This is a genomic window from Janthinobacterium sp. EB271-G4-7A (assembly GCF_020858075.1).
Classification (GTDB): Bacteria; Pseudomonadota; Gammaproteobacteria; order Burkholderiales; family Burkholderiaceae_D; genus Janthinobacterium; species Janthinobacterium lividum.
In genome coordinates this window covers 41666-63569 of the sequence record NZ_JACYMI010000003.1, presented here as the reverse complement: position 1 = coordinate 63569, position 21904 = coordinate 41666, and the positions used below count along the sequence as shown (strand labels likewise).

The following is a 21904-nucleotide window of genomic DNA, read 5'->3' as shown; positions in this document are numbered from 1 at the left end:
AATAAAACCAAGATAAGGCCCCTTCATGGCAATTAACATCATCCTGAACCTGCTCGTTGCGTTGCTCGTCTTCGCTTTCATGTTCCACCAGCAACGCAAACACGCGACATTTACCGTGCGCGTCTTTACAGGCCTGGGCCTGGGCGTGCTGCTCGGTGCGGCCGTGCAGTGGCTGTACGGCGCCGGCTCGCCCATCATCGCCGGCACCAATGAATACATCGACATCGTCGGCAGCGGCTACGTCAAACTGCTGCAGATGATCATCATGCCGCTGATCATGGTCTCGATTATTTCCGCCATTCTAAAGCTCAAGGATGCGAGTTCTCTGGGCAAGATCAGTGCGCTGACGATCGGCACCCTGCTCATCACCACGACCATCGCCGCCGCGCTGGGCATCCTGATGGCCAAGCTGTTCGGCCTGACGGCTGTCGGCCTGACGTCGAGCGCCGCCGAAGTGGCGCGCGGCGTGCAGCTGCAAGGCTCGCTGGAAACGGCGAAGGCCCTGTCGCTGCCGAAACTGCTGGTCAGCTTCGTGCCGACCAACCCCTTCCTCGACATGACGGGCGCGCGCAAGACGTCGACCATCGCCGTGGTCGTGTTCTCCATCTTCATCGGCATCTCGGCCACGGGCATCGCCGTGAAGAAGCCGGAAATCTTCGCGTCCTTCGAAAACTTCATGAAAGTGGCGCACGCCATCGTCATGCGCATGGTCACCCTGGTGCTGCGTCTGACGCCGTACGGCGTATTCGCGCTGATGTTTGAAGTGGTGGCTTCGTCGAGCTACACGGACATCTTGAAACTGATCAACTTCGTCGTCGCCTCGTACAGCGCGCTGATATTGATGTTCCTCGTGCACCTGGCCATCATCGCCGGCGTGGGCCTGAATCCGCTGCGCTTCGTGAAAAAAGTCTTCCCCGTGCTGGCCTTCGCGTTTACCTCGCGCACCAGCGCCGGTTCGATCCCGATGAGCGTGCAGACGCAGACGCAGCGCCTGGGCACGCCGGAAGGCATCGCCAACTTCGCCGCCTCGTTCGGTTCGACCATCGGCCAGAACGGCTGCGCCGGCATCTATCCCGCCATGCTGGCCGTCATGATCGCTCCCACCGTCGGCGTCGACCCGTTCACGATCAGCTTCCTGCTGCCCTTGCTGGCCATCATCACCATCGGTTCCGTCGGCGTGGCCGGCGTGGGCGGCGGCGCCACGTTTGCCGCCCTGATCGTGCTGTCGGCGATGGACTTGCCCGTCGCGCTGGCCGGCTTGCTGATCTCCGTCGAACCGCTGATCGACATGGGCCGCACGGCCCTGAACGTGAGCGGCTCGATCACGGCCGGCACCGTCACCAGCCGGGTCATGGGACAAACCGACCTGGCCGTCTACAACAGCGACGACGCGCCCGACCTGGACGAAGCGGAACATACCGCCTAGAACGCATAACCAAACCTACTGCGCGTCGCGGGTCGCGGTTTCCGATGCTCACTGTGCATTCGCACAGTTCCGCTTCTCAACCACAACTCGCTTCCGCTCGCTACGGTTTTGTTAGACGTTCTTAAGCGCGTCCAGCCACACCACCGGCGCGCCGCGCCTTGCCGCTTTCGTCTATATTTATTCACCATAAATACAGAGGAAGGCGCAAGGCGATGGAACAGAAATGGCCGCAGCAAATCTGGATCGTGCGTCACGGCCAAAGTGCCGGTAACGTGGCGCGCGATGCCGCCGAAGCGGAAAAGCAGTTATTGATCGCCATCGCCGAGCGCGATGTCGATGTCCCCCTCTCCGAGCTGGGCGCGCGCCAGGCGCAAGCCTTGGGCGACTGGTTCGCCACCCTCCCCCCTGAACAACAACCGACCGTCGTGCTGTACTCGCCGTATGTGCGGGCCCAGCAGACGGCGCAAGCCGTGCTGGCGCGCATCGACGCGGACAGCCTCGCCTCCGTGGTAGCCGACGAGCGCCTGCGCGAAAAGGAATTCGGCATCCTCGACCGCCTGACCGTGCACGGCATCGCCAGCAAGTACCCGGAACTGTACGAACAGCGCCAGCACGTGGGCAAATTTTACTTCCGTCCGCCAGGCGGCGAAAGCTGGTGCGACGTCATCCTGCGCCTGCGCAGCGTGCTCGACACCATCACCCGCGAATACCGGGGAGAACGGGTGCTGATCGTCGGCCACCAGGTCATCGTCAACTGCTTCCGCTACCTGCTCGAGCGCTGCGATGAGCAAGCCATCCTGGCCATCGACAAGGCCGCCGACGTGCCCAACTGCGGCGTCACCTCCTACGCCTTCAACTCCGCTCTGGGCAAGCACGGCAAGCTGCAGCTGGACCTGTGCAACTTCGTCGCGCCGCTGGAAGCGGCCGGCACACCCGTTACGGCCCAGCCCGACATGCCGGCTGCGCCCAAATCCTGATCCTTCGGAGGCATGCATGGACACCACCCATATCACCCCATCCCTGCTGCGCTCCTGGCCCCTGCCCATGCCCCACTCCGACGGTGACAAGGAAGTGCGCGGCCACCTGCTGATCGTCGCCGGCTCGGCGGAAATGCCGGGTGCCATCCTGCTGGCGGCCACGGCAGCGCTACGGGCGGGCGCCGGCAAGCTGACCCTGGCGACGGGCGCATCGGTGGCGGCGCAGGTGGCCATCGCCATGCCCGAGGCGCGGGTCATCGGCCTGGACGAAACGGCGCTGGGCGGCTTCCGCCACGAGGCGCAACACCAGCTGGCGCCGCTGGCCGGCAAGGTGGATGCCGTCCTCGTGGGGCCAGGCATGTGCGACACGGCGGCCAGCTGCGAGCTGATGCGCCACCTGCTGCCCCTGTTTGCCGGCAGCCGCCTCATTCTCGACGCCTGCGCCATGCAGGTTGTGCGCAAGCCCGCGCACTTCCGTTTTGAGCAAGCCGTGCTGCTGACGCCGCACGCGGGCGAACTGGCCCAGTTGCTGGGCCTGTCGAAAGACGCCGTGCTGGCCGACCCGCATGCCTGTGCCGTGGACGCGGCGCGGCGCTGGAACGCCATCGTCGCCCTGAAAGGCGCACTGACCGTCATCGCCATGCCCGATGGCACCAGCTGGACGCATGCAGGCGGCAATATCGGCCTGGCCATTTCCGGTTCCGGCGACACCCTGGCCGGCATCATCACGGGCCTGGCCGCGCGCGGGGCGCCGTTGGAGCAGGCGTGCGCCTGGGGCATCGCCCTGCATGCGCTGGCAGGCGAACAGCTGGCCCTGCGCTTCGGCAGCTTCGGCTACCTGGCGCGCGAAATCCCGGCCGAGATTCCTGCCCTGCTGCGCCATCTGGCCGCATGAACGGCGCGGCGTGGAAACAACAGCATAAGCATATCCAGAAAGAATCGTTAGCGCCGGCGGGCGCCTCCCTTAAGCTCATTGCAACTGTTTCCACACCGACACTACTCGAGCCCAAAGGACACCGCCTTGCATCCGCGCCATTCATCCACCCCTGCCTCCCTTCCCGCCACGCCTCTGCGCGCCATCGTGCTGGCCTGCGCCATGCTGGGCACCGCGCCCGCCTGGGCCCAGGACGCGCAAGCCAACGCCAGCACAGGCACCACCGCTGAAACGGCCGGCGCCAGCATCGACCAGGTCACCGTCGTCGGCTCGCGCGCGCGCAACCGCACGGTGTTCGACAGCAGCGTGCCCATCGACCGTTTCGGCGCACGCGAAGTGAGCAATGCGCTGGCGACGGGCGACGTGGGCGCGGCCCTGCAAAACCTGTCGCCGTCGATCAACTTCCCCCGCATCGAGTCGAGCGGCGCGTCCGATTCCGTGCGCGGCATCCAGTTGCGCGGGCTGGCGCCCGACCAGGTGTTGGTGCTGATCAACGGCAAGCGCCGCCACACGAGCGCCGTGCTCGACACGGAAAGCAGCTTTGCCGGCACCGTGCCGGTCGACATCAACGCCATTCCGCCGAACGCCATCGACCATATCGAAATCCTGCGCGATGGCGCCGGCGCCCAGTACGGCAGCGATGCCGTGGCGGGCGTGATCAACATCGTGCTGAAGAAGGCCCGCACGGGCGGTGCCGCTTCCGTCAGCTATGGCGCCAACCACACGCATTTCGACCCGACCGACCAGACCCTGACGGATGGCCAGACCGTCATCGTCAACGCCGACTATGGCGTGCCGCTGGGCGAGGCGGGCTTCTTCCGCTTCGGCGCGGAGACGCGGCGCCGCTCGCCCACGGAACGGGCCGGCCCCAGCGACGCGGGCTGGACTTCCTACAACTTCACGCCAGCCGACCAGGCGCTCGACGGCAAGGTGGTGTTCAAGTCGGGCGACTCGCGCCAGCGCAACCACTATTTGTTCTACAACACCCAGCTCACCCTGGACAGCGGCCTGGACCTGTACTCGTTTGCCACCCTCAACGAACGCACATCGGACGGCAGCGCCTACTTCCGCTATCCGGGCGACCCGTCGAATGTACTGGCCCTGTATCCGAACGGCTACCGCCCCGTCACCAATGGCGACAAGCGCGACCTCAGCATCGTGGCCGGCGTGCGCGGCAGCGCTGGCGAATGGAACTGGGACGCCAGCGCGCGCCACGGCAGCGACCGCTTTGACTACGGCGTGAGCCACTCCGTCAACGCTTCGCTGGGTGCGGCAAGCCCCACGCGTTTTGATCTGGCCGGCTTCGACTTCCGCCAGAATGCCCTGAATATCGATGCCACCCGCAGCATCGACATCGGCTTGCCCGCCCCTTTGAGCCTGGCGGTGGGCGCCGAATGGATGCGCGAAACCTACACCAGCTCGGCCGGCGATCCTGCCTCGTATGCGGCCGGCAGCTTCACGGACGCTCCGCCGGGCGCGCAGGCGGGACCAGGCTTGCGCCCCTCGGACGCCTACGACGGCAGCCGCCAGATCCGCTCCGTGTATGCGGACGTGGAAAGCGACCTCACGCCGCGCCTGCTGGTGGGCGCCGCCGCCCGCTATTCCCACTACAGCGACTTCGGCAGCGCCAGCACGGGCAAGCTGTCCACGCGCTATAAAGTGACGGATAACTTCCTCGTGCGCGGCTCGCTGTCGAACAGCTTCCGCGCGCCAGCCCTCGTGCAGACGGGTTTCCGCTTCGCCACACTGAACTTCAACGCCGATGGCACGGCACTGCAAACGGCGGCCCTGCTGCCGGCCAGCGACCCGCTGGCGCGCAGCTTCGGCGCGCAACAGCTGAAACCTGAAAAATCGACCAACGTATCGCTGGGCCTGGCCTGGAAACCGGCTACCGCCACCAGCGTGACGGTGGACGCCTACGTGATCCGCATCCGCGACCGCATCACGCGCTCGAGCGACTTGCAGAGCGACGCCGTCACGGCCTACCTGGCCGCCAATGGCCGCAGCGACATCCAGTCCGTGGCCTATCTGGCCAACCTGCTCGACACCGCTACCCGCGGCCTGGACGTGGTGCTGAACCATGACCTGGCGTTCACCTCAGGCAAGCTGAACCTGAACGCGGCGCTGAACCTGAACAAGACCAGCCTCGACAAGGTTCGCCAGAGTTCCGCCGCGCTGGCCAATATCGATCCGAGTCTGACCCTGCTGACGGAAACGAGTTTGTTCCGCATCAAACATGCGTCACCCGCGAGCAAATTGATCCTCGGTGCCGACTGGCAGGCGGCCGGCTGGGGCGTGCAGGCGCGCGCCACGCGCTTTGGCGAGCTGAAAGATTTTTCCTACGACAGCGATGCGCCCTTGATCGACGGCATCCCCGCACAGCGCTTCGGCGCCGTCTGGTCGCTGGACCTGGAAGGCCAATTGAAACTGAGCAAGCAACTGACCTTGAGCGTGGGCGGCAACAACATCCTCGACCGCTATCCGCAGCGCGTGCGGGAAACGAATAACGCCACGTATGGCGGCGCCCTGCCCTACAATTTCATCAACCCCATCGGCGTCAATGGCGCGTACTTCTACGCCAAGCTGAACTACACCTTCTAACGCCACGGAAAGAATCCATGATCATCAAGAAAATCTCCCACCTCGTCGCCGGCGCCTGCCTGAGCGCCCTCCTGCTGTCCAGCGCCCAGGCCGCCGCGCCGCTGGTACTGATGACGGACTTCGGCACGGCCGACGGTGCCGTGTCGGCCATGCATGGCGTCGCCTATGGCGTCGATCCCCAGCTCACCATTTCGGACCTGACGCACCAGATTCCCGACTACGACATCTGGCTGGGCGCCTACCGTTTGTACCAGACGGCCAATTACTGGCCGCAAGGCACGGTGTTCGTGTCCGTCATCGACCCGGGCGTGGGCACGGCGCGCAAGTCGGTGGTGCTGAAAACCAAGGGTGGACGCTATTTCGTGGGGCCGGACAATGGCCTGTTCACCCTGATCGCCGAGCGCGATGGCGTGGCGGAACTGCGTGAAATCGATGAAAAGGTCAATCGCCTGGCGGGTTCCGCCGAATCGTACACCTTCCATGGCCGCGACGTGTACGCGTATGTCGGTGCGCGCCTGGCCTCGGGCGCCATCAGCTATGAACAGGTGGGTCCGCAATTGCCGAGCGAATCCGTGGTGAAGATCGCGTATCAAAAACCTGTACGCGACGGCAATACCATCCGCGGCATCGTGCCCGTGCTGGACGTCAAATATGGCAATGTGTGGACGAATATCCCGAAATCCCTGCTCGACGAATTGCAGGTGAAACTGCACGATCCGCTGCAAGTGCGCATCTTGCACAAGGGCAAACAAGTGGCCAAGGTCACGGCGCCATTCGAACACACGTTTGGCGGCGTCGCCAAGGGCAAGCCGCTCGTCTACCTGAACAGCCTGCTCGACGTGGCTGTCGCCATCAGCCAGGGTGACTTTGCTGCCAAGCACCACGTCGAGTCGGGCGTGGATTGGGAAGTGGAAGTGAGCAAGGCCCCTGCCGCCAAATAAACGCTCCTTACGCGGTCAGGGCATCCCGTCCTGGCCCACCTCATATCCCTTCCGGATTTGCGCTGCGTCAAACGCAGCGCGCTCCCCGCCCCCGCCAGCACGGCGCCTGTGCAAGTCCGGTGAACCTGTGCCGGCCCGCCTACTCTAAACCTTGCAAGCGATGCCAGCCTTGTTCCAGATACGCAATCTGGCGAGGCATGCGTTTCCACGACAGTCTTACACTGAAAAGGAACAATCATGACGGCTCCACTCCTGACTACCAGCAAGCTCGTCCTTGGCAGCGCCATCGTCTGCGCGCTGCTGGGCGGTTGCAACAAGCGCAATGACACCAGCACCACTGCCACGCCCGCCGCCACCGAACCGGCAACGCCGCCCGCCACCAGCGGCACGTCCGGCACCACGGGCACGACCAACCCGGACGCCACCACGCCAGCCATGCCAGGAACCACGCCTGGCATGACACCGGGCACCACCACCAACCCCGATGGCACGACCACGCCGCCATCCACCACACCGCCCCCCAACGGCACGACACCGGGAACAGGCACGGGCACAGGGACCACGCCGCCGCCACGCAACAGTTAGCCCCCTGGCCAGACGGGCGGGCAAAAAAAAGAGCCTTCCGCGGAAGGCTCTTGAAATACCACGGCGCAGCGCAAGCTGGCCTTGGCCCGGTATTACTTTTGCAGGCTGACCGACGTCGCTTTCGGCGTGCGGCGTCCCATCAGGAACAGCACGGCCTTTTTCAGCATGCGGTAGACGAAGCGCACCAGCAGCAAGGTCAGCACGCATTCGAGCAAGGTCAATATCATGGCCACGGCTACGGGCATGCGCGCGGCGCGGCGGTGGAACTTGGCCACGGCGCCATCGCGGGCGATCTCGATGCTGTCATAGAAGGTCGGCACGACCAGCAGGGTCAAAATCGTCGAGGTGATGGTGCCGCCGATGATGGCGATCGCCAATGGACGGTAGAACTCGCCACCCTCGCCCAGGCCCAGCGCCACGGGGAACATGCCCGCGATCAGCGCGAACGTCGTCATCAGGATGGGACGCAGACGCATGCGGCCCGCATACATCAGCGCGTCTTCGCGGCCATGGCCCTCTTCCTCGCGCTTGCGCGCCGCGTCCAGCAGCAGGATGGCGTTCTTGGCGACCAGGCCCATCAGCATGATGATGCCGATAAAGCTCATCAGGTTGAGGGTGTTGTTCGTGATCACCAGCGCCACCACCACGCCGATCAGACTCAGCGGCAAGGACATCATCACGGCCACCGGCGCCGTAAATGAACCAAACTGCATCACCAGGATCAAATACATCAGGCCGATACCCATCACCAGCGCGATCAGCATTTCCGTGAACAGCTCTTGCTGGTCCTGGCCAGCGCCGCCCAGCGCCAGGCCATAGCCGGGCGGGAAGTCGATGGAGTTGGCCAGCTTCATGGCGTCGCTCGTCACTTCGCCGTTCGAGCGACCTTGCGCATTGGCCGACACGGTGATCGTGCGCTTGCCATTCTTGTGCTCAATGCCGGACGGGCCCTTGCCCATGGTAATGGTAGCGATCTGGTCGAGCGGCACCATTTGCGACGTGCCCGTCACGCTGATCGGCAGGCGCTCGATGTTTTCCGATGCCACGCGGTCATCGGGATGCAGGCGCACGGCCACGTCGCGCGTCTCGCCCGTCGGATCGACCCAGTCGCCCACTTCCACGCCGGCGAATGCCACGCGCAACGATTGCGCCGCATCATTGACGGAAATACCCATCGAGTTGGCCAGGCCGCGATTGAGCTCGATCTGCAGCTCGTTCTTCGGATCTTGCTCGGACAGGCCCACGTCGACGGCGCCAGGAATGGCGCGCAGCTTGTCCATGTAGGCGTTCGTGATCTCCATGAGTTTGCGCGAATCCGGACCCGTGAATTCCACCTGGATCGGCTTTTGCGAACCATTGCTCAAGTCATCCTGCACCACGTATTCGGCGCCCACCAGGCGCGACATCTTCTCGCGCAGCTCGACGGCGATTTCCTTGGCCGAACGCTTGCGGGTGTTGCGCTTGCCGATGTCGACATATACCCGTCCGCCGCCGGCATTGATGGAGCTGTTGGTATCCTTGGTTTCAGGCAAGGTACGCGCCAGCACGGCCGCCGCTTCCAGTTTCAAACGCGAATACTCGATGCTGCTCGACGATGGCGTGCGCACATTGATCATCAGGTTGCCCGAATCGGATGCCGGCAAGAAACTCGTGCCGCCATGCGTAGAGTGCAGGACAATGGCGCCCACCAGGCTGCCGAAGGCGATGACGGCCATCCAGCGGCGGTGATGCAGAGCCCAGGCGATCACGCGGCCATAGCGGTCGGCCTGATGGTCGAACCAGTGGTTGAATTTTTCCAGCACGCGGCCGATGCCCTTTTTCGGCGCCGAGTGTTCCTCGACCGGGTCGCCCCAGTAGGCCGACAGCATCGGGTCGAGCGTAAACGAGATGCCCAGGCTGACGAGCACCGAGCACGTCACCGTCAAGGCGAATGGACGGAACCATTCGCCAGAGATGCCGGGCATGAAGGCCACGGGAATGAAGACGGCGATGATGGAGAAGGTCGTGGCGGCCACGGCCATGCCGATCTCGGCCGTGCCTTCCAGCGCGGCCGTGCGGCGGTCCTTGCCCATCTGCATGTGGCGCACGATATTTTCGCGCACGACGATGGCGTCATCGATCAGCACGCCGATGGCCAGCGACAGGCCCAGCAAGGTCATGAAGTTCAGGGTAAAGCCGCACAGCCACACGGCAATGAAGGCGGCAATCACGGACGTCGGCAGGCTCAGCGCCGTGATCAGGGTCGAACGCCACGAATTCAGGAAGGCGTAGACGACGAAAATCGTCAGCACGGCGCCCAGCACCAGCGATTCGATCACGTTGTTCAGGCTATGCTGGGCGTTTTCGCCGCCGTCGCGCGTCACTTGCAGGATCGTGCCTTTCGGCAAGGTCTTGTTGATTTCCGCCACCATGTCGCGGATCTTGTTGGCCACGCTGACGGTGGACGCGTCGCGCACGCGGGTGATCGAAATGCCCACGTTCGGCTTGCCGCTGCGCATGCTCAGGCTATTGACTTCGGCAAAGCCATCTTCGATGGTGGCCACTTGCGCCAGGCGCACGATTTCCTCGCCACGCCGCTTGATCACCACTTTCTCGAAGTCGCTTGGAGATTCGATGCGGCCCACCAGACGGATGCTTTTCTCGTCCAGGATACCGCGCACCTTGCCCACGGGCGCATTCGTGTTCTGGTTACGCAAGGCGGTGACGACATCGCTGACGGACACATTGTATTCACGCAATTTCTCCGCCCGCAGCAGCACGGACAGCTCGCGTTTCAGCGAACCGCCCACATTGACCAGCGCCACGCCATCGACGGTGCGGAAGCGGTCCGACAGCACGTCTTCGGCCAGGCGCGAAATTTCCGCATGGCTTTGCGTATTCGACGACAGCGCCAGTTGCATGATGGGCTCGGCAGCCGGGTCGATGCGCTGCAAGATAGGCTCGCGCATTTCCGTCGGCAACTTGTAGCGCACGGCGGCAATCGCATTGCGGATATTGTCGGATGCTTCGATCAGGTTGGTATTGAAGGAAAACTTCAGGAAGATACTGGCCGAACCTTCATTTGAATCGCTGTTGACTTCGGTCACGCCGGAAATGCTTTGCAAGGACTTTTCCAGGCGGTTCACCACTTCGCGCTCGACCGTGTCGGGCGATGCGCCAGGGTAAGGGATGCTGACGACGATGAAGGGCACTTCGACGTCCGGGTTCTGGTTGACGCGCAGTTTCTTGAGCGCCAGCAAGCCGACGCACATCATGGCCAGGATCAGGACGATGGTGGCGGTGGGCCGCTTGATACTGAAATCGGAAAGGAACATGGCTTAGTTTCCTTTACCGGCAACGGCGGTGCTGCTGCTGGCCACGGCGGCGGCTGGCACGGCCTTGGCGGCCGTCAATTCCACTTTCTGACCATCCTTGAAGGTCGAGCCCGGCGTGCGCAGCACGGTGTCGCCGCTGGCCAGGCCGCTTTGCACTTCCCACTGGCCCGTGCGCACGTCGCGCGCGCCGATGCGCAAGTTGACTTTATGCAAAGCCTTGTCCTTGACCTTCCACGTGTAGGTCACGTCGCCCGCCTTCACCAGGGCCGAATCGGGGATCATCAGCGCGCTGACGGTTTCCGTCTCGATGCGCCCTTCCGCGTACAGGCCGGCCACGCGCGGTTGTTCCTTGTCATTGAAATCGACCAGCACGGCCACCTGGCGCGTGACGGCGTTGGCGGCCGGATCGACGCGGCGCACCTTGCCCGCGAAATCCTGTCCCGGATAACCATTGATGCGGAACAGCACGGGCTGGCCCACCTTGACGACGCCGATCTTGTCGGCCGACACCAGGCCTTCGAGGCGCATGCTGGTTGGATCGATGACCTTGATCAATTCCTTGCCGATTTGCGCCGTATCGCCATTCGAAACCTTGCGCTCGCTCACGATGCCGTCGAACGGTGCGCGCACGAGGGTGCGCTGCAGCTGCTGGCGGGCTTGCACAGCGCGGCTTTTCGCGGCGGACAGGTCGCTTTGCGCATTGTTGCGGCGGATTTCCGCGTCTTCCAGCGCCTGCGTCGACGTCATGCCCGAGGCACGCAGGGTTTTCATGCGCTGGAACATGCGTTCGGACTGCTCCAGCACCTGGCTGGCGGCACGGCTGGCTTCCTCGGCCGAATTGAGGCCGTCGCGGATGGACGTTTCGTCCAGGCGCACCAGCACGTCGCCCCGTTTGACCACTTCGCCATTTTCCTTCATGACCTGGATCACCACGGCCGACACTTCGGCGCGCAAGTCCGCATTGCGCTCAGGCTGCACGGAACCGGTGATGACAGGCCCCGATGCCAGCGCATTGCTCTGGATGGTCAGCAGGTCTTCCGGGGATACCAGCAGATTGACGGCAGCGCCCGCCTGTTCCTTGCCCCCCTTGCCAGCGCCTTTGCCAGGATCTTTGGACTCTTTGCCGCAGGCGGCCAGGGCGGAAGCGATTGCCAGAACAAACAGGGTTTTGCGCAACATGGGTAATTCTCCGGATAGATAGCACCACTACCGTTGCTGCGGCCCGGATAGGGCTGCAAGCGATAGCAAGCATAATATTTTTATTAAAACCACAAGCGCCAAAGTATCCATGAGCGTGTCCGGGCATGTCAATCGGCGGCTTCCTGTAATGCTTTAATGAATGGATGAAACGTAGTTTTTACGCCCTGAAACGCAAAACCCCGCCTTCAGGCGGGGTTTTGCGTTTCAGGGGAAGCGAACTTAGCGGGCAAAAACGGTGTTGATCAGGAAACCGATTGCCACGCCCGTGCACAGGCCGCCGGCGATTTCCACCAGGGTATGCCCCATGCGCTCGCGCAACCAGGTGTGCGCCGGGCTGGCCGCTTCCTTGGCCAGGCGGTTGATGGCCGCCGCCTGCTTGCCCACGTGCTGGCGCAGGCTGTTGGCGTCGATGATGACGATGAAGGCCAAGGTCACTGCCACGCCGAAGGCGGGATGGGCTATGCCTTCGCGCAAGGCGATCAGGGTGGCCATGCTGGAAACAACGGCGCTATGGTTGCTGGGAAAGCCGCCATTGCCGACCAGACCGAACGCCCATTGCCGCGTGCGGACACTGTTGATCAGGAATTTGATCGGTCCGACCAGGATCCAGGTGATCAGGGGCGTGACGAGGTAAGCGATATCCACGGGGTATTCCTTCTTATATATGTCTGTCAAGTGTGCGAGGGGCTGCGGCAGCCCGATGGGCGCGCCGCAATTATCGCAGATCATCCGCGCCAGCAGAACTGTCTATCGTCAGCCTATAAAACGCCGCCCCCGGCGGCAACTAATATAAAATCATGGCATATACAACAATTGACGTATATCAACACTGAGTGCGGCGCGCACAGCGGCGCGGATAATCAAACGTCTTTCACACTTGCAACGGGGTCCTCATGCGGCATTTCAGAATTTCCTTCTTAGTCACTTTTATCCTGATGGCAGTGTCAGGCTGGTGGGGGTACAGCCATGGCGGCATGCCGGGCATGATCCAGGCGCTGTGGATCACGGGCGTGCTGGGCATCATGGAAGTGTCGCTGTCGTTCGACAATGCCGTGGTGAATGCCTCGGTCTTGCGTCACTGGAATGAGTTCTGGCAAAAACTGTTCTTGACGGTCGGTATCCTCGTGGCCGTCTTCGGCATGCGGCTGCTGTTTCCGTTGGTCATCGTTTCCGTCGCCACGGGCCTGGGTCTGGTCGATGTCTGGACCATGGCCACCACGACGCCGGACGTGTATGCCAAGCACCTGACGGACAACCATGCGCAAGTGGCGGCCTTCGGCGGCGCCTTCCTGTTGCTGGTGTTCCTGAACTTCCTGTTCGACGATGAGAAGGAGTTGCACTGGCTGGGCTGGGCCGAGGAAAAAGTCAACGCGCTGGGCACCGAAAGCTTGGCCGTGCTGATCACCATGGGCGCCGTGGCCGCCTGCGTGGCGATGGGCCCTGTGGATGAAAAATACAGCGTGCTCGCCTCGGGCATCGTCGGTATCGCCGTCTACATCGGCGTGAACTGGATCAGCGGCTTGCTGGAAGAAGGCGAACCGGACTTGCAGGATGACGCAGAAGAAGGCGCCGCGCCAGCCAAGAACGGCAATGGCGACCTGGTAAAAACGGTGGCGCGCGGCAGTATCGGCGGCTTCCTGTACCTGGAAGTGCTGGATGCCTCGTTCAGCTTTGATGGCGTGATCGGCGCGTTCGCCATCACCAACGACGTCGTCATCATCATGCTGGGCCTGGCCATCGGCGCCATGTTCGTGCGCTCGATGACGGTGTATCTGGTGCACAAGGGTACCCTGGACGAATTCGTCTACCTGGAGCACGGCGCCCATTATGCGATCGGCATCCTGGCCTTGATCATGCTGGCGTCCGTCAAGTACCATATTCCGGAGTGGTTCACGGGCCTGTCGGGCGTGGCCTTCATCCTGGTCTCGCTGTGGTCATCCTTGCGCTATCGCAAACGGCACGCGGCACAAGCTTGAAATCGGGGGTTCCGCCCCCAATTGAGAGAGTAATGGCACGAGCGCCTTGCGCTCATCCCATGAAGGCATGTTTGAGTTATTTATTAAAAAGGAGCACCACATGGCAATCAGTTTGCAAAAAGGCGGCAACGTCAACCTGAGCAAGGAAGCACCGAACCTGAAGAAGATCATCGTCGGCCTCGGCTGGGATCCTCGTTCGACGGACGGCGCCACCTTCGACCTTGACGGCAGCGCTTTCCTCCTGAAAAGCGACGGCAAAGTCCGTGGCGACTCTGACTTCATCTTCTACAACAACCTGAAATCGACCGACGGTTCCGTCGTCCACACGGGCGACAACACCACGGGCGAAGGCGAAGGCGACGATGAGCGCATCGAAATCGACCTGTCGCGCGTGCCGGCCGACATCGACCGCATCAGCGTCACCGTCACCATTCACGACGCCGACGCGCGCCGCCAGAACTTCGGCATGGTGTCGAAAGCCTTCATCCGCTGCCTGAACGCGGAAGGCGAAAAAGAAATCGCCCGCTACGACCTGTCCGAAGACAGCTCGACGGAAACGGCGATGATCTTTGGCGAAATCTACCGCTACAACGGCGAATGGAAATTCAAGGCTATCGGCCAGGGCTTCAACGGCGGCCTGGGCCCCCTCGCACGCTCGTTCGGCGTCAACGCTTGATTTTTTCATGAGCTAAACGCAGCCGCCTGAATATCCTCAGGCGGCTTTTTTTTGGAGATTTATCATGCCAGTATTTAGTGTCACGGGCGACGTCGATCCTTTCCTCCACGTCAGCATGAAACAGGGCGAAACCATCTATTGCGAATCCGACGCGATGGTGATGATGGAAACGGCGCTGGACTTGAAAGGCAAGATGACGGGCGGCCTGGGCAGCGCCATCATGCGCCGCTTCGCGAATGGCGAATCGTTCTTCCAGCAGCATATCGAAGCGGTGCGCGGCAGCGGCGATTGCCTGCTCTCACCCACCCTGCCGGGCGCCATCGAAGTGGTCGACGTGGGCGCGCGCCAGTACCTGCTCAACGACGGCGCCTTTGTCGCCGCCACCTCGGGCACGGAAATGAAGGTGCGCACGCAAAGCATCGGCAACGCCTTGTTCGCCCAGTCGGGCGGCTTCTTCGTCATGGAGACGGCCGGCACGGGACAAGTGGTGGTGTCGGGCTTCGGCTCCATGTTCCAGCTCGACGTCGAGCCGGGCAAGGATGTCGTGATCGACAATTCCCACGTCGTGTGCTGGGACAACAGCCTGAAATACGAGATTTCCGTGACCACGGGCGGCGGTGCCAGCGGCGGCGGCATCGGCGGCTTCCTCGGCAATATCGTCAATAGCGTCACCAGCGGCGAAGGCATCGTGCTGCGCTTTTCCGGCTCGGGCAAGGTGTTCATCTGCTCGCGCAACCGCGACGCATTCCTCAAATGGACAGCCAGCGGCAAGGCTGGCTGATCCTCAAACGCCCGCCAAAACCGTTGCGAGCGGAAGGGGACGTGGCCGAGAAGCGCAGCTGTGCGTATGCACAGTGAGCATCGCAGGCCGCGTCCACGACGCGCAGCAGGTTTGGGCGGGCGTTTTTCTAAGGCCAGGTTAAGTCTGGCTGGTTACACTCCCCGCGCGCGCACCTGCGCGCGGCTTTCCCTATTTCCACCCGGTCCCCGTACATGCAAAGAGTCTGGTTCAACAAAACATTTTCCTCGGTCGGCACTGCCATGCGCCTGATCCGCGAGGCCGATATGGCCGCGACTGGCGGCGCGCCCCGCTACCACATCGTGTGCAGCAATACGAACGCGCACGCGGCCGCCTTTTTGTCGGCCCACGAATACGCGGTCGAACCGTCGGGACTGACGGGCCTCAATTATGTCGAGTGGTGCCTGGAATTCTGCCGCGAGCGGGGCATCACGATTTTCTGGCCCGGCAAGGAAGCGGGCCTGATCGGCAGCGCCAGCGCGCGCTTCGCCGCCATCGGCACGCGCGTGCTCAGCGTGGCCAGCGAAGACACCCTGAATTTGATGCACGACAAGGCGCGCTTCTGCGACGGACTCGATCTGCCCATGGCGCGCCCGGCCGACTACCGCGCCGTCACCACGATCGCAGAATACGACGCCGCCTACGCCGAACTGCGCCCGCTGCATCGCAAGCTGTGCATCAAGCCGTCCGAATCCGTGTATGCCCTGGGCTTTGCCATTCTCGATGAAGAGCGCACCAGCGCCCAGCTGCTGCTGGCCGGCGCCGCCTACCAGATCAATGCGCAAGAGCTGCGCAGCGGCCTGGCGCAGATGGCATCGTTCAAGACCCTGCTGCTGATGGAATACCTCGACGGCCACGAATACAGCGCCGACTGCGTCGCCGACCAGGGCAAGCTCGTTTGCGCCGTGCCGCGCAAGAAGCTGCACGGGGGCGGCAGCGGCCAGCTGATCGAACTGCGCGACGACTTGCTGGCAGCCTGCGACAAACTGGCGCGCGACTACCGCCTGAATGGCGTCTTCAACATCCAGTTCCGCGAAGGCGCGAATGGCCTGGCGCTGCTGGAAATCAACCCGCGCATGTCGGGCGGCATCGGCATGGCTTGCGCTGCCGGCCCGAACCTGCCCTACCTGGCGCTGGCCGGTTTCGACCAGGGCTTTGACAAGCTCACCGTGCCCGCCATCCACGAAGGCATGCGCGTGGGCGAAGCCGCCTACGCCGTGGAGCTGCCATGAACATCGTCAAGCAGCAGATGCCCACGGGCGAGCTGACCTTGAAAGTGGACGAGGCGCGCTTTCCGCTGGACTGGCTGATCGGCTTTGCCGCGCGCGCCAACGCCAAGCGGGGCTTTTTGTTCCTGTCCAAGGTGCTGGGCAAGCACTGGCCCGTCACGCCGCGCGCCATGCAAGCCATCCACGACGACCTGGCCGCGCAGATCCCCCCCAGCCTGCCCGGCCCCGTGGTCTTCATCGCCATGGCGGAAACGGCCGTCGGCCTGGGCCAGGGCGTGTTCGAGGCATGGCTGCGCGCCAACCCGCATGGGAAAGCCCTGTTTTTGCACAGCTCGCGCTACCGCGTGGGCACGGTGCCCTTCTTCGAATTCGAGGAATCGCACAGCCACGCGCCGCGCCAGTTCCTGCACCTGTCGGACGCGGCCAGCGCGCTGTTTTCCACGGCCCGCAGCCTGGTGCTGATCGACGATGAAGCGTCGACCGGCAACACCTTCGCCAATCTGGTGCAAGTGTGCCGCGCGCGCTATCCGCAGCTGGAAAAGCTGCACCTGGGCGTGATCACCAATTTCATGGGCCAGGCCGCCAACGCGGGCTTGAGCGAGCGTTTCGGCCTGCCCACCAGCATCGGCGCGGCGCTCTCCGGCCAGTACGCCTTCCAGGCCGGCGATGCGCCTGCTCCGGTAGCGGCCAGTGCGCAGCGCTTCGAGGCGAATGCGGAACGGGGCGCCAGCCCCGCGTTTGGCCGCATCGGCGTAGGCCGCGCCCTGGCGCCGCCGCAAGGCCTGGCGGTGCAGCTGGCGCAGGAAATCGGCGCCGGCGACTCCGTACTGGTGCTGGGCACGGGCGAATTCATGCACCCGTCGTTCTTGCTGGCGCGCGAGCTGGAAGCGCTGGGCAAGAACGTGGTGGTGCAATCGACCACGCGCTCGCCCATCCTGTCGTGGGGCTCCGTCGGCCACATCGTCAACTGCGACGACAACTACGGCGAAGGCATCGCCAATTACCTGTACAACGTGGCGCCTGGCCAGTACCAGCACGTTTTCATCTGCCATGAAACCCCGGCCAGCCCGGCCCTCATGCAACTCGCCGGCCAGTTGAATGGCCGCCTGTTCCACTTTCAGTCAGAGACCAAAATTGAAGAAATTCCTGTTTGTTGATCTGGACGACACACTGTTCCAGACCCCGAAAAAATGCCCGGGCGAGACCGACCTGCAGCCGGCCGCCTATCTGAAAAATGGCGACGCCTGCTCGTTTACGACGGCGCGCCAGCGCGCCTTCTTTGAATTCGCGCACAGCGGCATGACCCTGATTCCCGCCACGGCGAGAAATGGCGACGCCTTCCGCCGGGTCGACCTGCCGTTTACCAGCTACAGCGTGCTCGATTACGGCGGCATCGTGCTGCAGCCGGGCGGCGCGCTCGACGCGGGCTGGCTGGCCCTGATGCAGGACGACATGCAGACGGCCTTGCCCGGCCTGCGGGAAGCCATGCGCATCATCGACGATTTCCAGGCCAAGACGGGCATGCCTTCGCGCGCGCGCCTGATCGAGGACTACAACACGCCGTTCTACATCGTCGTCAAGGACCACGAAGCGCGCGGCGAACGCCTGGCCGATATCGAAGAGCAGGTGCTGCAGCAGTGGATCGCCACCGAAGGCAGCGACTACTTCATCCACCGCAACGGCAACAACCTGGCCGTGCTGCCGAAAACCCTGAACAAGGCACGCGCAGTCGCTTACCTGCGCGCGGAGCTGGAAGCCGAACATGGCCCCATCGTCAGCTTCGGCATGGGCGACAGCCGTTCGGACGCCCGCTTCATGGCCGCCTGCGACTACGCCATCATCCCCAACGGCACCCAGCTGGCGGCACTCACGGTGGCGGCGCTATGACCGACGGCACGCAGCATTTCAGCGGCAGCTACCGCCAGGAAGACGTGGAGTTTCTGCTCACGCCGATGGCGCTCGAGCCCATCCTCGACCTGGCCGAAAAAGAGCGCTTGATCCAGTCGGGCCAGCGCCACTACAGCGAAATGCTGTCGCCCGAATCCCTGCCCTCGCCCGCCTACCTGGCCCTGTTCCGGAGCGCGTTTGCAGCCAACCGCCTGCAGATGGCGCGCGACTGCCTGCGCCTGGCCGCCCTGATCGCGGCGCGGCGCACGGGCCCCATCACGCTGGTCTCGCTGGCGCGCGCCGGCACGCCCGTGGGCGTCATCCTGGGCCACTTGCTGCGCCAGGTGTTCCAGCGCGAATGCAGCCATTATTCCGTCTCCATCATCCGCGACCGCGGCATCGACGCCAATGCCCTGCAGCACATCCTGGCGCACGGCCATGCGGCCGAATCCCTCGTCTTCGTCGACGGCTGGACGGGCAAGGGCGTGATTTCGCGCGAACTGCGCCAGACGGTCAACGACTTCAACGCGGCGCATGGCACGGCCATCGACGGCGGCCTGTTCGTGCTGTCCGACCTGGCCGGCACGGCGGCCTGCGCCGCATCGGCCAGCGACTACCTGATCCCGTCAAGCATTCTGAATGCCACGGTCTCGGGCCTGGTCAGCCGCTCCGTGTTGAATGATGCCATCGGCCCGGACGACTTCCATGGCTGCGTGTACTACGCGCAGTTCGAAGCGCACGACCAGTCGCGCGATTTCGCCGACGGCCTGGTGGCCGACGCCGTGGCGATTGCCGCCAGCAGCGGCATCCCGCTGGCCGAAGCGAGCGATGCGCCAGCCATGGCGGCCCGCTCGCAAGCCTACATGGCCGCGGCGCAGCAGCAATACGGCATCAGCGACATCAACCTGATCAAGCCAGGCATCGGCGAAGCGACGCGCGTGCTGCTGCGCCGCGTGCCCGAGCGCCTGATCGTGCGCGACACGAATGCGCCGGACGTGGCACATTTGCTGCTTCTGGCGCAGGAAAAAGCCATACCCGTCACAGTAGAACCGGCGCTGCCTTACCAGGCGGTCGCCCTTATCAGGAGCGCAGTCGATGGATAACAACTCCCTACACCCGCAAAGCGAACATAAAGCGGCGCTTGGCGCCTCCATGTATGTGCCGACCACGCACAAGGACTTGCTGGCGATCGCCAATGGCGACAAATTCAGCCATTTGCGTTCGGTCATACTTTGCACCGAAGACGCCATCGCGGAACGCGACCTCAGTTACGCGATGTTCAACCTGTCGCTGGCGCTGCAAAACATGTGCGACGAATCGGATACCTTGCGCTTCGTGCGCGTGCGCAATCTCGACGTGCTGGCGCGCGTGCTGGCCATGCCCGGCGCCGACAAATTGAGCGGCTTCGTGCTGCCGAAATCCACGCGCCACAATTTCGCCGCCTACTTCGAGCTGGTGCGCCACACGCACCATCTGCTGATGCCGACCCTGGAAACGGCCGAAGTGTTCGACGACGAGGAAATGAAGCAGTTCCGCATCATCCTGTCGGCGCCGGAAGTGCGGCGCCGCATCCTGGCCCTGCGCATCGGCGGCAACGATCTGCTGGCATTACTCGGCTTGCGCCGCCCCACCAGCGGCACCATTTATTCAACGCCGCTGGGCCAGGTCATCGGCCGCCTGGTGACGATCTTCAAGCCGCACGGCTTCCAGCTGACGGCGCCCGTCTTCGAGCACCTGTCGCAGGGCAGCTGGCTCGACGCCGAAGTGGCGCAGGACATGGCGCACGGCATGATCGCCAAGACGGCCATCCACCCGGACCAGGTACCGCAGATCGAACGCCACTACCAGGTGGCGCAGTCGGACATCGAACTGGCGCTGCGCATCATCGATCCGGACAGCCCGGCCGTGTTCCGCATGCAGGAATCGATGTGCGAAGTGGCCACGCACAGCAGCTGGGCGCTGCGCATCATCGAGCAGGCGCGCCTGTTCGGCATCCGCCATGCGGCCGATGGCGCCGCGGCGCCCGCCCCCCATTTGCACCACTCCTTGAATACTCAACTCTCCAGCGACGAAGGGACTGCACGACCATGACCAATTTCACACGCGGACAAAAAGGCAAACTGGCTGACCTGGGCTTGAATGGCCCGTTTGCCGTCACACTCGATATCGTTTCGGGCTCGATGGAAGTGGACGTCAGCTGCTTCGGCGTCGATGCGGCCGGCAAGCTGTCGGACGACCGCTACATGGTGTTCTTCAACCAGAAAAGCGCGCCGGACAACGCCATCACGGTGGACTTGAACGGCCCCCGCTCCACCTTCCAGGTCGACCTTTCCCGCCTGCCCGCCTCGATCGACAAGCTGGTGTTCACGGCGGCGACGGAACAGGGCAGCATGCGCGCGCTGGGCAATTCCAGCATGGCGCTGGGCCAGGCGGCCACGTTTGCCTTCACGGGCAATGACTTCCAGGATGAAAAAGCCGTCATCATCGGCGAACTGTATCGCCGCGACGGCAGCTGGCGCTTCGGCGCCGTGGGCCAGGGTTTCGCCGGCGGCCTGGCGGCCCTGCTGAAGCACTTTGGCGGCAGCGAAGCGGGGGCATCCTCACCGGCGCCGGCGCCGGCGCCGGCTTCCGTGCCCACGCCGGCGGCCCCGCCGCCGGCGAATAAAATCTCGCTGTCGAAGATCCGCCTGGAAAAACGCGGCGACAAGATTTCGCTCGACAAGCGCGACAGCGGCGGCTATGGCCGCATCCGCGTCAACCTGAACTGGAACCAGAACGCGTCGCAAGGCCAGGCACCCGCTTCGAAGCTGGACACGGGCTTCCTCGGCAAGCTGTTCAACAAACCGGCCGGCCGTGCGGGCGGCATCGACCTCGACATCGGCTGCCTGTTCGAAATGAGCAATGGCAGCAAAAGCGCCGTGCAGGCGCTGGGCAACAGCTGGGGCGCCTACGACCGTCCGCCGTACATCCACCTGGAAGGCGACGACCGCACGGGCAGCATCAGCAGCGGCGAAAACATCTTCATCAACGGCACCCATTTCGACCAGATCAAGCGCGTGCTCGTGTACGCCTTCATCTACGAAGGCGTGCCGAACTGGGCCGCCACCGATGGCGTCGTGACGATCGAGATTCCCGGCCAGCCGACGGTGGAAGTGCGCCTCGACAGCGACAGCCAGCACGCCATGTGCGCCATCGCCATGCTGGAAAACCACGGCGGCAACCTGCAGGTGACAAAGTTGGTGGAATACTTCGGCGGCCAAGGTAAAATCACGGCGCACCAGGCCATGGACGAGCGATACAGCTTTGGCCTGAACTGGAAAGCCGGCCGCAAGGACTGATCCTTTTACCTAGACAACCCT

General features: G+C 63.6%; 18 protein-coding genes. 15 read left to right on the top strand and 3 right to left on the bottom strand.

Annotated features, from left to right (window positions below):
- The first annotated feature begins 25 nt into the window (after positions 1 to 25).
- The 6 genes from IGS58_RS20605 (at position 26) to IGS58_RS20580 (ending at position 7464) form a co-directional block, all read left to right on the top strand.
- Entirely contained in the window at positions 26 to 1426 is a 1401-nt protein-coding gene (locus IGS58_RS20605; RefSeq protein ID WP_070259747.1) for an L-cystine transporter, read from the top strand.
- 212 nt (positions 1427 to 1638) lie between these two features.
- Positions 1639 to 2403: a histidine phosphatase family protein gene (locus IGS58_RS20600; RefSeq protein WP_070259744.1), complete on the top strand. Its 765-nt coding sequence runs from the start codon at positions 1639 to 1641 to the stop codon at positions 2401 to 2403.
- A 16-nt stretch (positions 2404 to 2419) separates the two neighbouring features.
- Entirely contained in the window at positions 2420 to 3298 is an 879-nt protein-coding gene (locus IGS58_RS20595; RefSeq protein ID WP_230522544.1) for an NAD(P)H-hydrate dehydratase, read from the top strand.
- 126 nt (positions 3299 to 3424) lie between these two features.
- Complete coding sequence (locus tag IGS58_RS20590; RefSeq protein WP_230522543.1) at positions 3425 to 5938, top strand: TonB-dependent receptor plug domain-containing protein; 2514 nt, start codon at positions 3425 to 3427, stop codon at positions 5936 to 5938.
- A 17-nt stretch (positions 5939 to 5955) separates the two neighbouring features.
- Complete coding sequence (locus tag IGS58_RS20585; RefSeq protein ID WP_230522542.1) at positions 5956 to 6879, top strand: SAM hydrolase/SAM-dependent halogenase family protein; 924 nt, start codon at positions 5956 to 5958, stop codon at positions 6877 to 6879.
- A 237-nt stretch (positions 6880 to 7116) separates the two neighbouring features.
- Positions 7117 to 7464, top strand: coding sequence for a hypothetical protein (locus tag IGS58_RS20580; RefSeq protein WP_230522541.1), 348 nt, complete (start codon positions 7117 to 7119; stop codon positions 7462 to 7464).
- Between the two features lie 92 nt (positions 7465 to 7556).
- Here IGS58_RS20580 and IGS58_RS20575 read toward each other — a convergent pair whose 3' ends face one another.
- The 3 genes from IGS58_RS20575 to IGS58_RS20565 form a co-directional block, all read right to left on the bottom strand.
- Positions 7557 to 10778, bottom strand: coding sequence for an efflux RND transporter permease subunit (locus tag IGS58_RS20575; protein WP_070259737.1), 3222 nt, complete (start codon positions 10776 to 10778; stop codon positions 7557 to 7559).
- A gap of 3 nt (positions 10779 to 10781) precedes the next feature.
- Positions 10782 to 11957, bottom strand: a complete 1176-nt coding sequence (locus IGS58_RS20570; RefSeq protein ID WP_034785107.1) for an efflux RND transporter periplasmic adaptor subunit — start codon at positions 11955 to 11957, stop codon at positions 10782 to 10784.
- A gap of 240 nt (positions 11958 to 12197) precedes the next feature.
- Complete coding sequence (locus IGS58_RS20565) at positions 12198 to 12623, bottom strand: divergent PAP2 family protein (RefSeq protein WP_034785408.1); 426 nt, start codon at positions 12621 to 12623, stop codon at positions 12198 to 12200.
- 248 nt (positions 12624 to 12871) lie between these two features.
- Between IGS58_RS20565 and IGS58_RS20560 the strand changes: the two genes are divergently transcribed.
- From IGS58_RS20560 to IGS58_RS20520, 9 genes are all read left to right on the top strand, one after another.
- A complete protein-coding gene (locus tag IGS58_RS20560; protein WP_230522540.1) occupies positions 12872 to 13954 on the top strand; it encodes a DUF475 domain-containing protein in 1083 nt (360 codons plus the stop codon).
- Positions 13955 to 14054: 100 nt separating this feature from the next.
- Positions 14055 to 14630, top strand: coding sequence for a TerD family protein (locus tag IGS58_RS20555; RefSeq protein ID WP_034759261.1), 576 nt, complete (start codon positions 14055 to 14057; stop codon positions 14628 to 14630).
- A gap of 64 nt (positions 14631 to 14694) precedes the next feature.
- A complete protein-coding gene (locus IGS58_RS20550; RefSeq protein WP_035826041.1) occupies positions 14695 to 15411 on the top strand; it encodes a TIGR00266 family protein in 717 nt (238 codons plus the stop codon).
- 260 nt (positions 15412 to 15671) lie between these two features.
- On the top strand, positions 15672 to 16661 hold the full coding sequence (locus tag IGS58_RS20545) for an ATP-grasp domain-containing protein (protein ID WP_230522539.1): 990 nt from the start codon (positions 15672 to 15674) through the stop codon (positions 16659 to 16661).
- Complete coding sequence (locus tag IGS58_RS20540; protein WP_070259731.1) at positions 16658 to 17815, top strand: phosphoribosyltransferase domain-containing protein; 1158 nt, start codon at positions 16658 to 16660, stop codon at positions 17813 to 17815. Before IGS58_RS20545 ends, IGS58_RS20540 begins: the two co-directional genes overlap by 4 nt.
- Positions 17793 to 18545 (top strand): HAD family hydrolase, encoded by a 753-nt coding sequence (locus IGS58_RS20535; protein WP_070259729.1) that lies wholly within the window; start codon positions 17793 to 17795, stop codon positions 18543 to 18545. Before IGS58_RS20540 ends, IGS58_RS20535 begins: the two co-directional genes overlap by 23 nt.
- Positions 18542 to 19648: a cysteine protease StiP family protein gene (locus IGS58_RS20530; protein ID WP_230522538.1), complete on the top strand. Its 1107-nt coding sequence runs from the start codon at positions 18542 to 18544 to the stop codon at positions 19646 to 19648. The genes IGS58_RS20535 and IGS58_RS20530 overlap by 4 nt, the downstream gene beginning before the upstream one ends.
- Positions 19641 to 20636 carry an HpcH/HpaI aldolase/citrate lyase family protein gene (locus IGS58_RS20525; RefSeq protein ID WP_034785095.1) on the top strand — a complete coding sequence of 332 codons (996 nt, stop codon included), beginning with the start codon at positions 19641 to 19643 and terminating at the stop codon, positions 20634 to 20636. Before IGS58_RS20530 ends, IGS58_RS20525 begins: the two co-directional genes overlap by 8 nt.
- Positions 20633 to 21883 (top strand): TerD family protein, encoded by a 1251-nt coding sequence (locus IGS58_RS20520; protein ID WP_230522537.1) that lies wholly within the window; start codon positions 20633 to 20635, stop codon positions 21881 to 21883. Before IGS58_RS20525 ends, IGS58_RS20520 begins: the two co-directional genes overlap by 4 nt.
- Positions 21884 to 21904 lie beyond the last annotated feature (21 nt).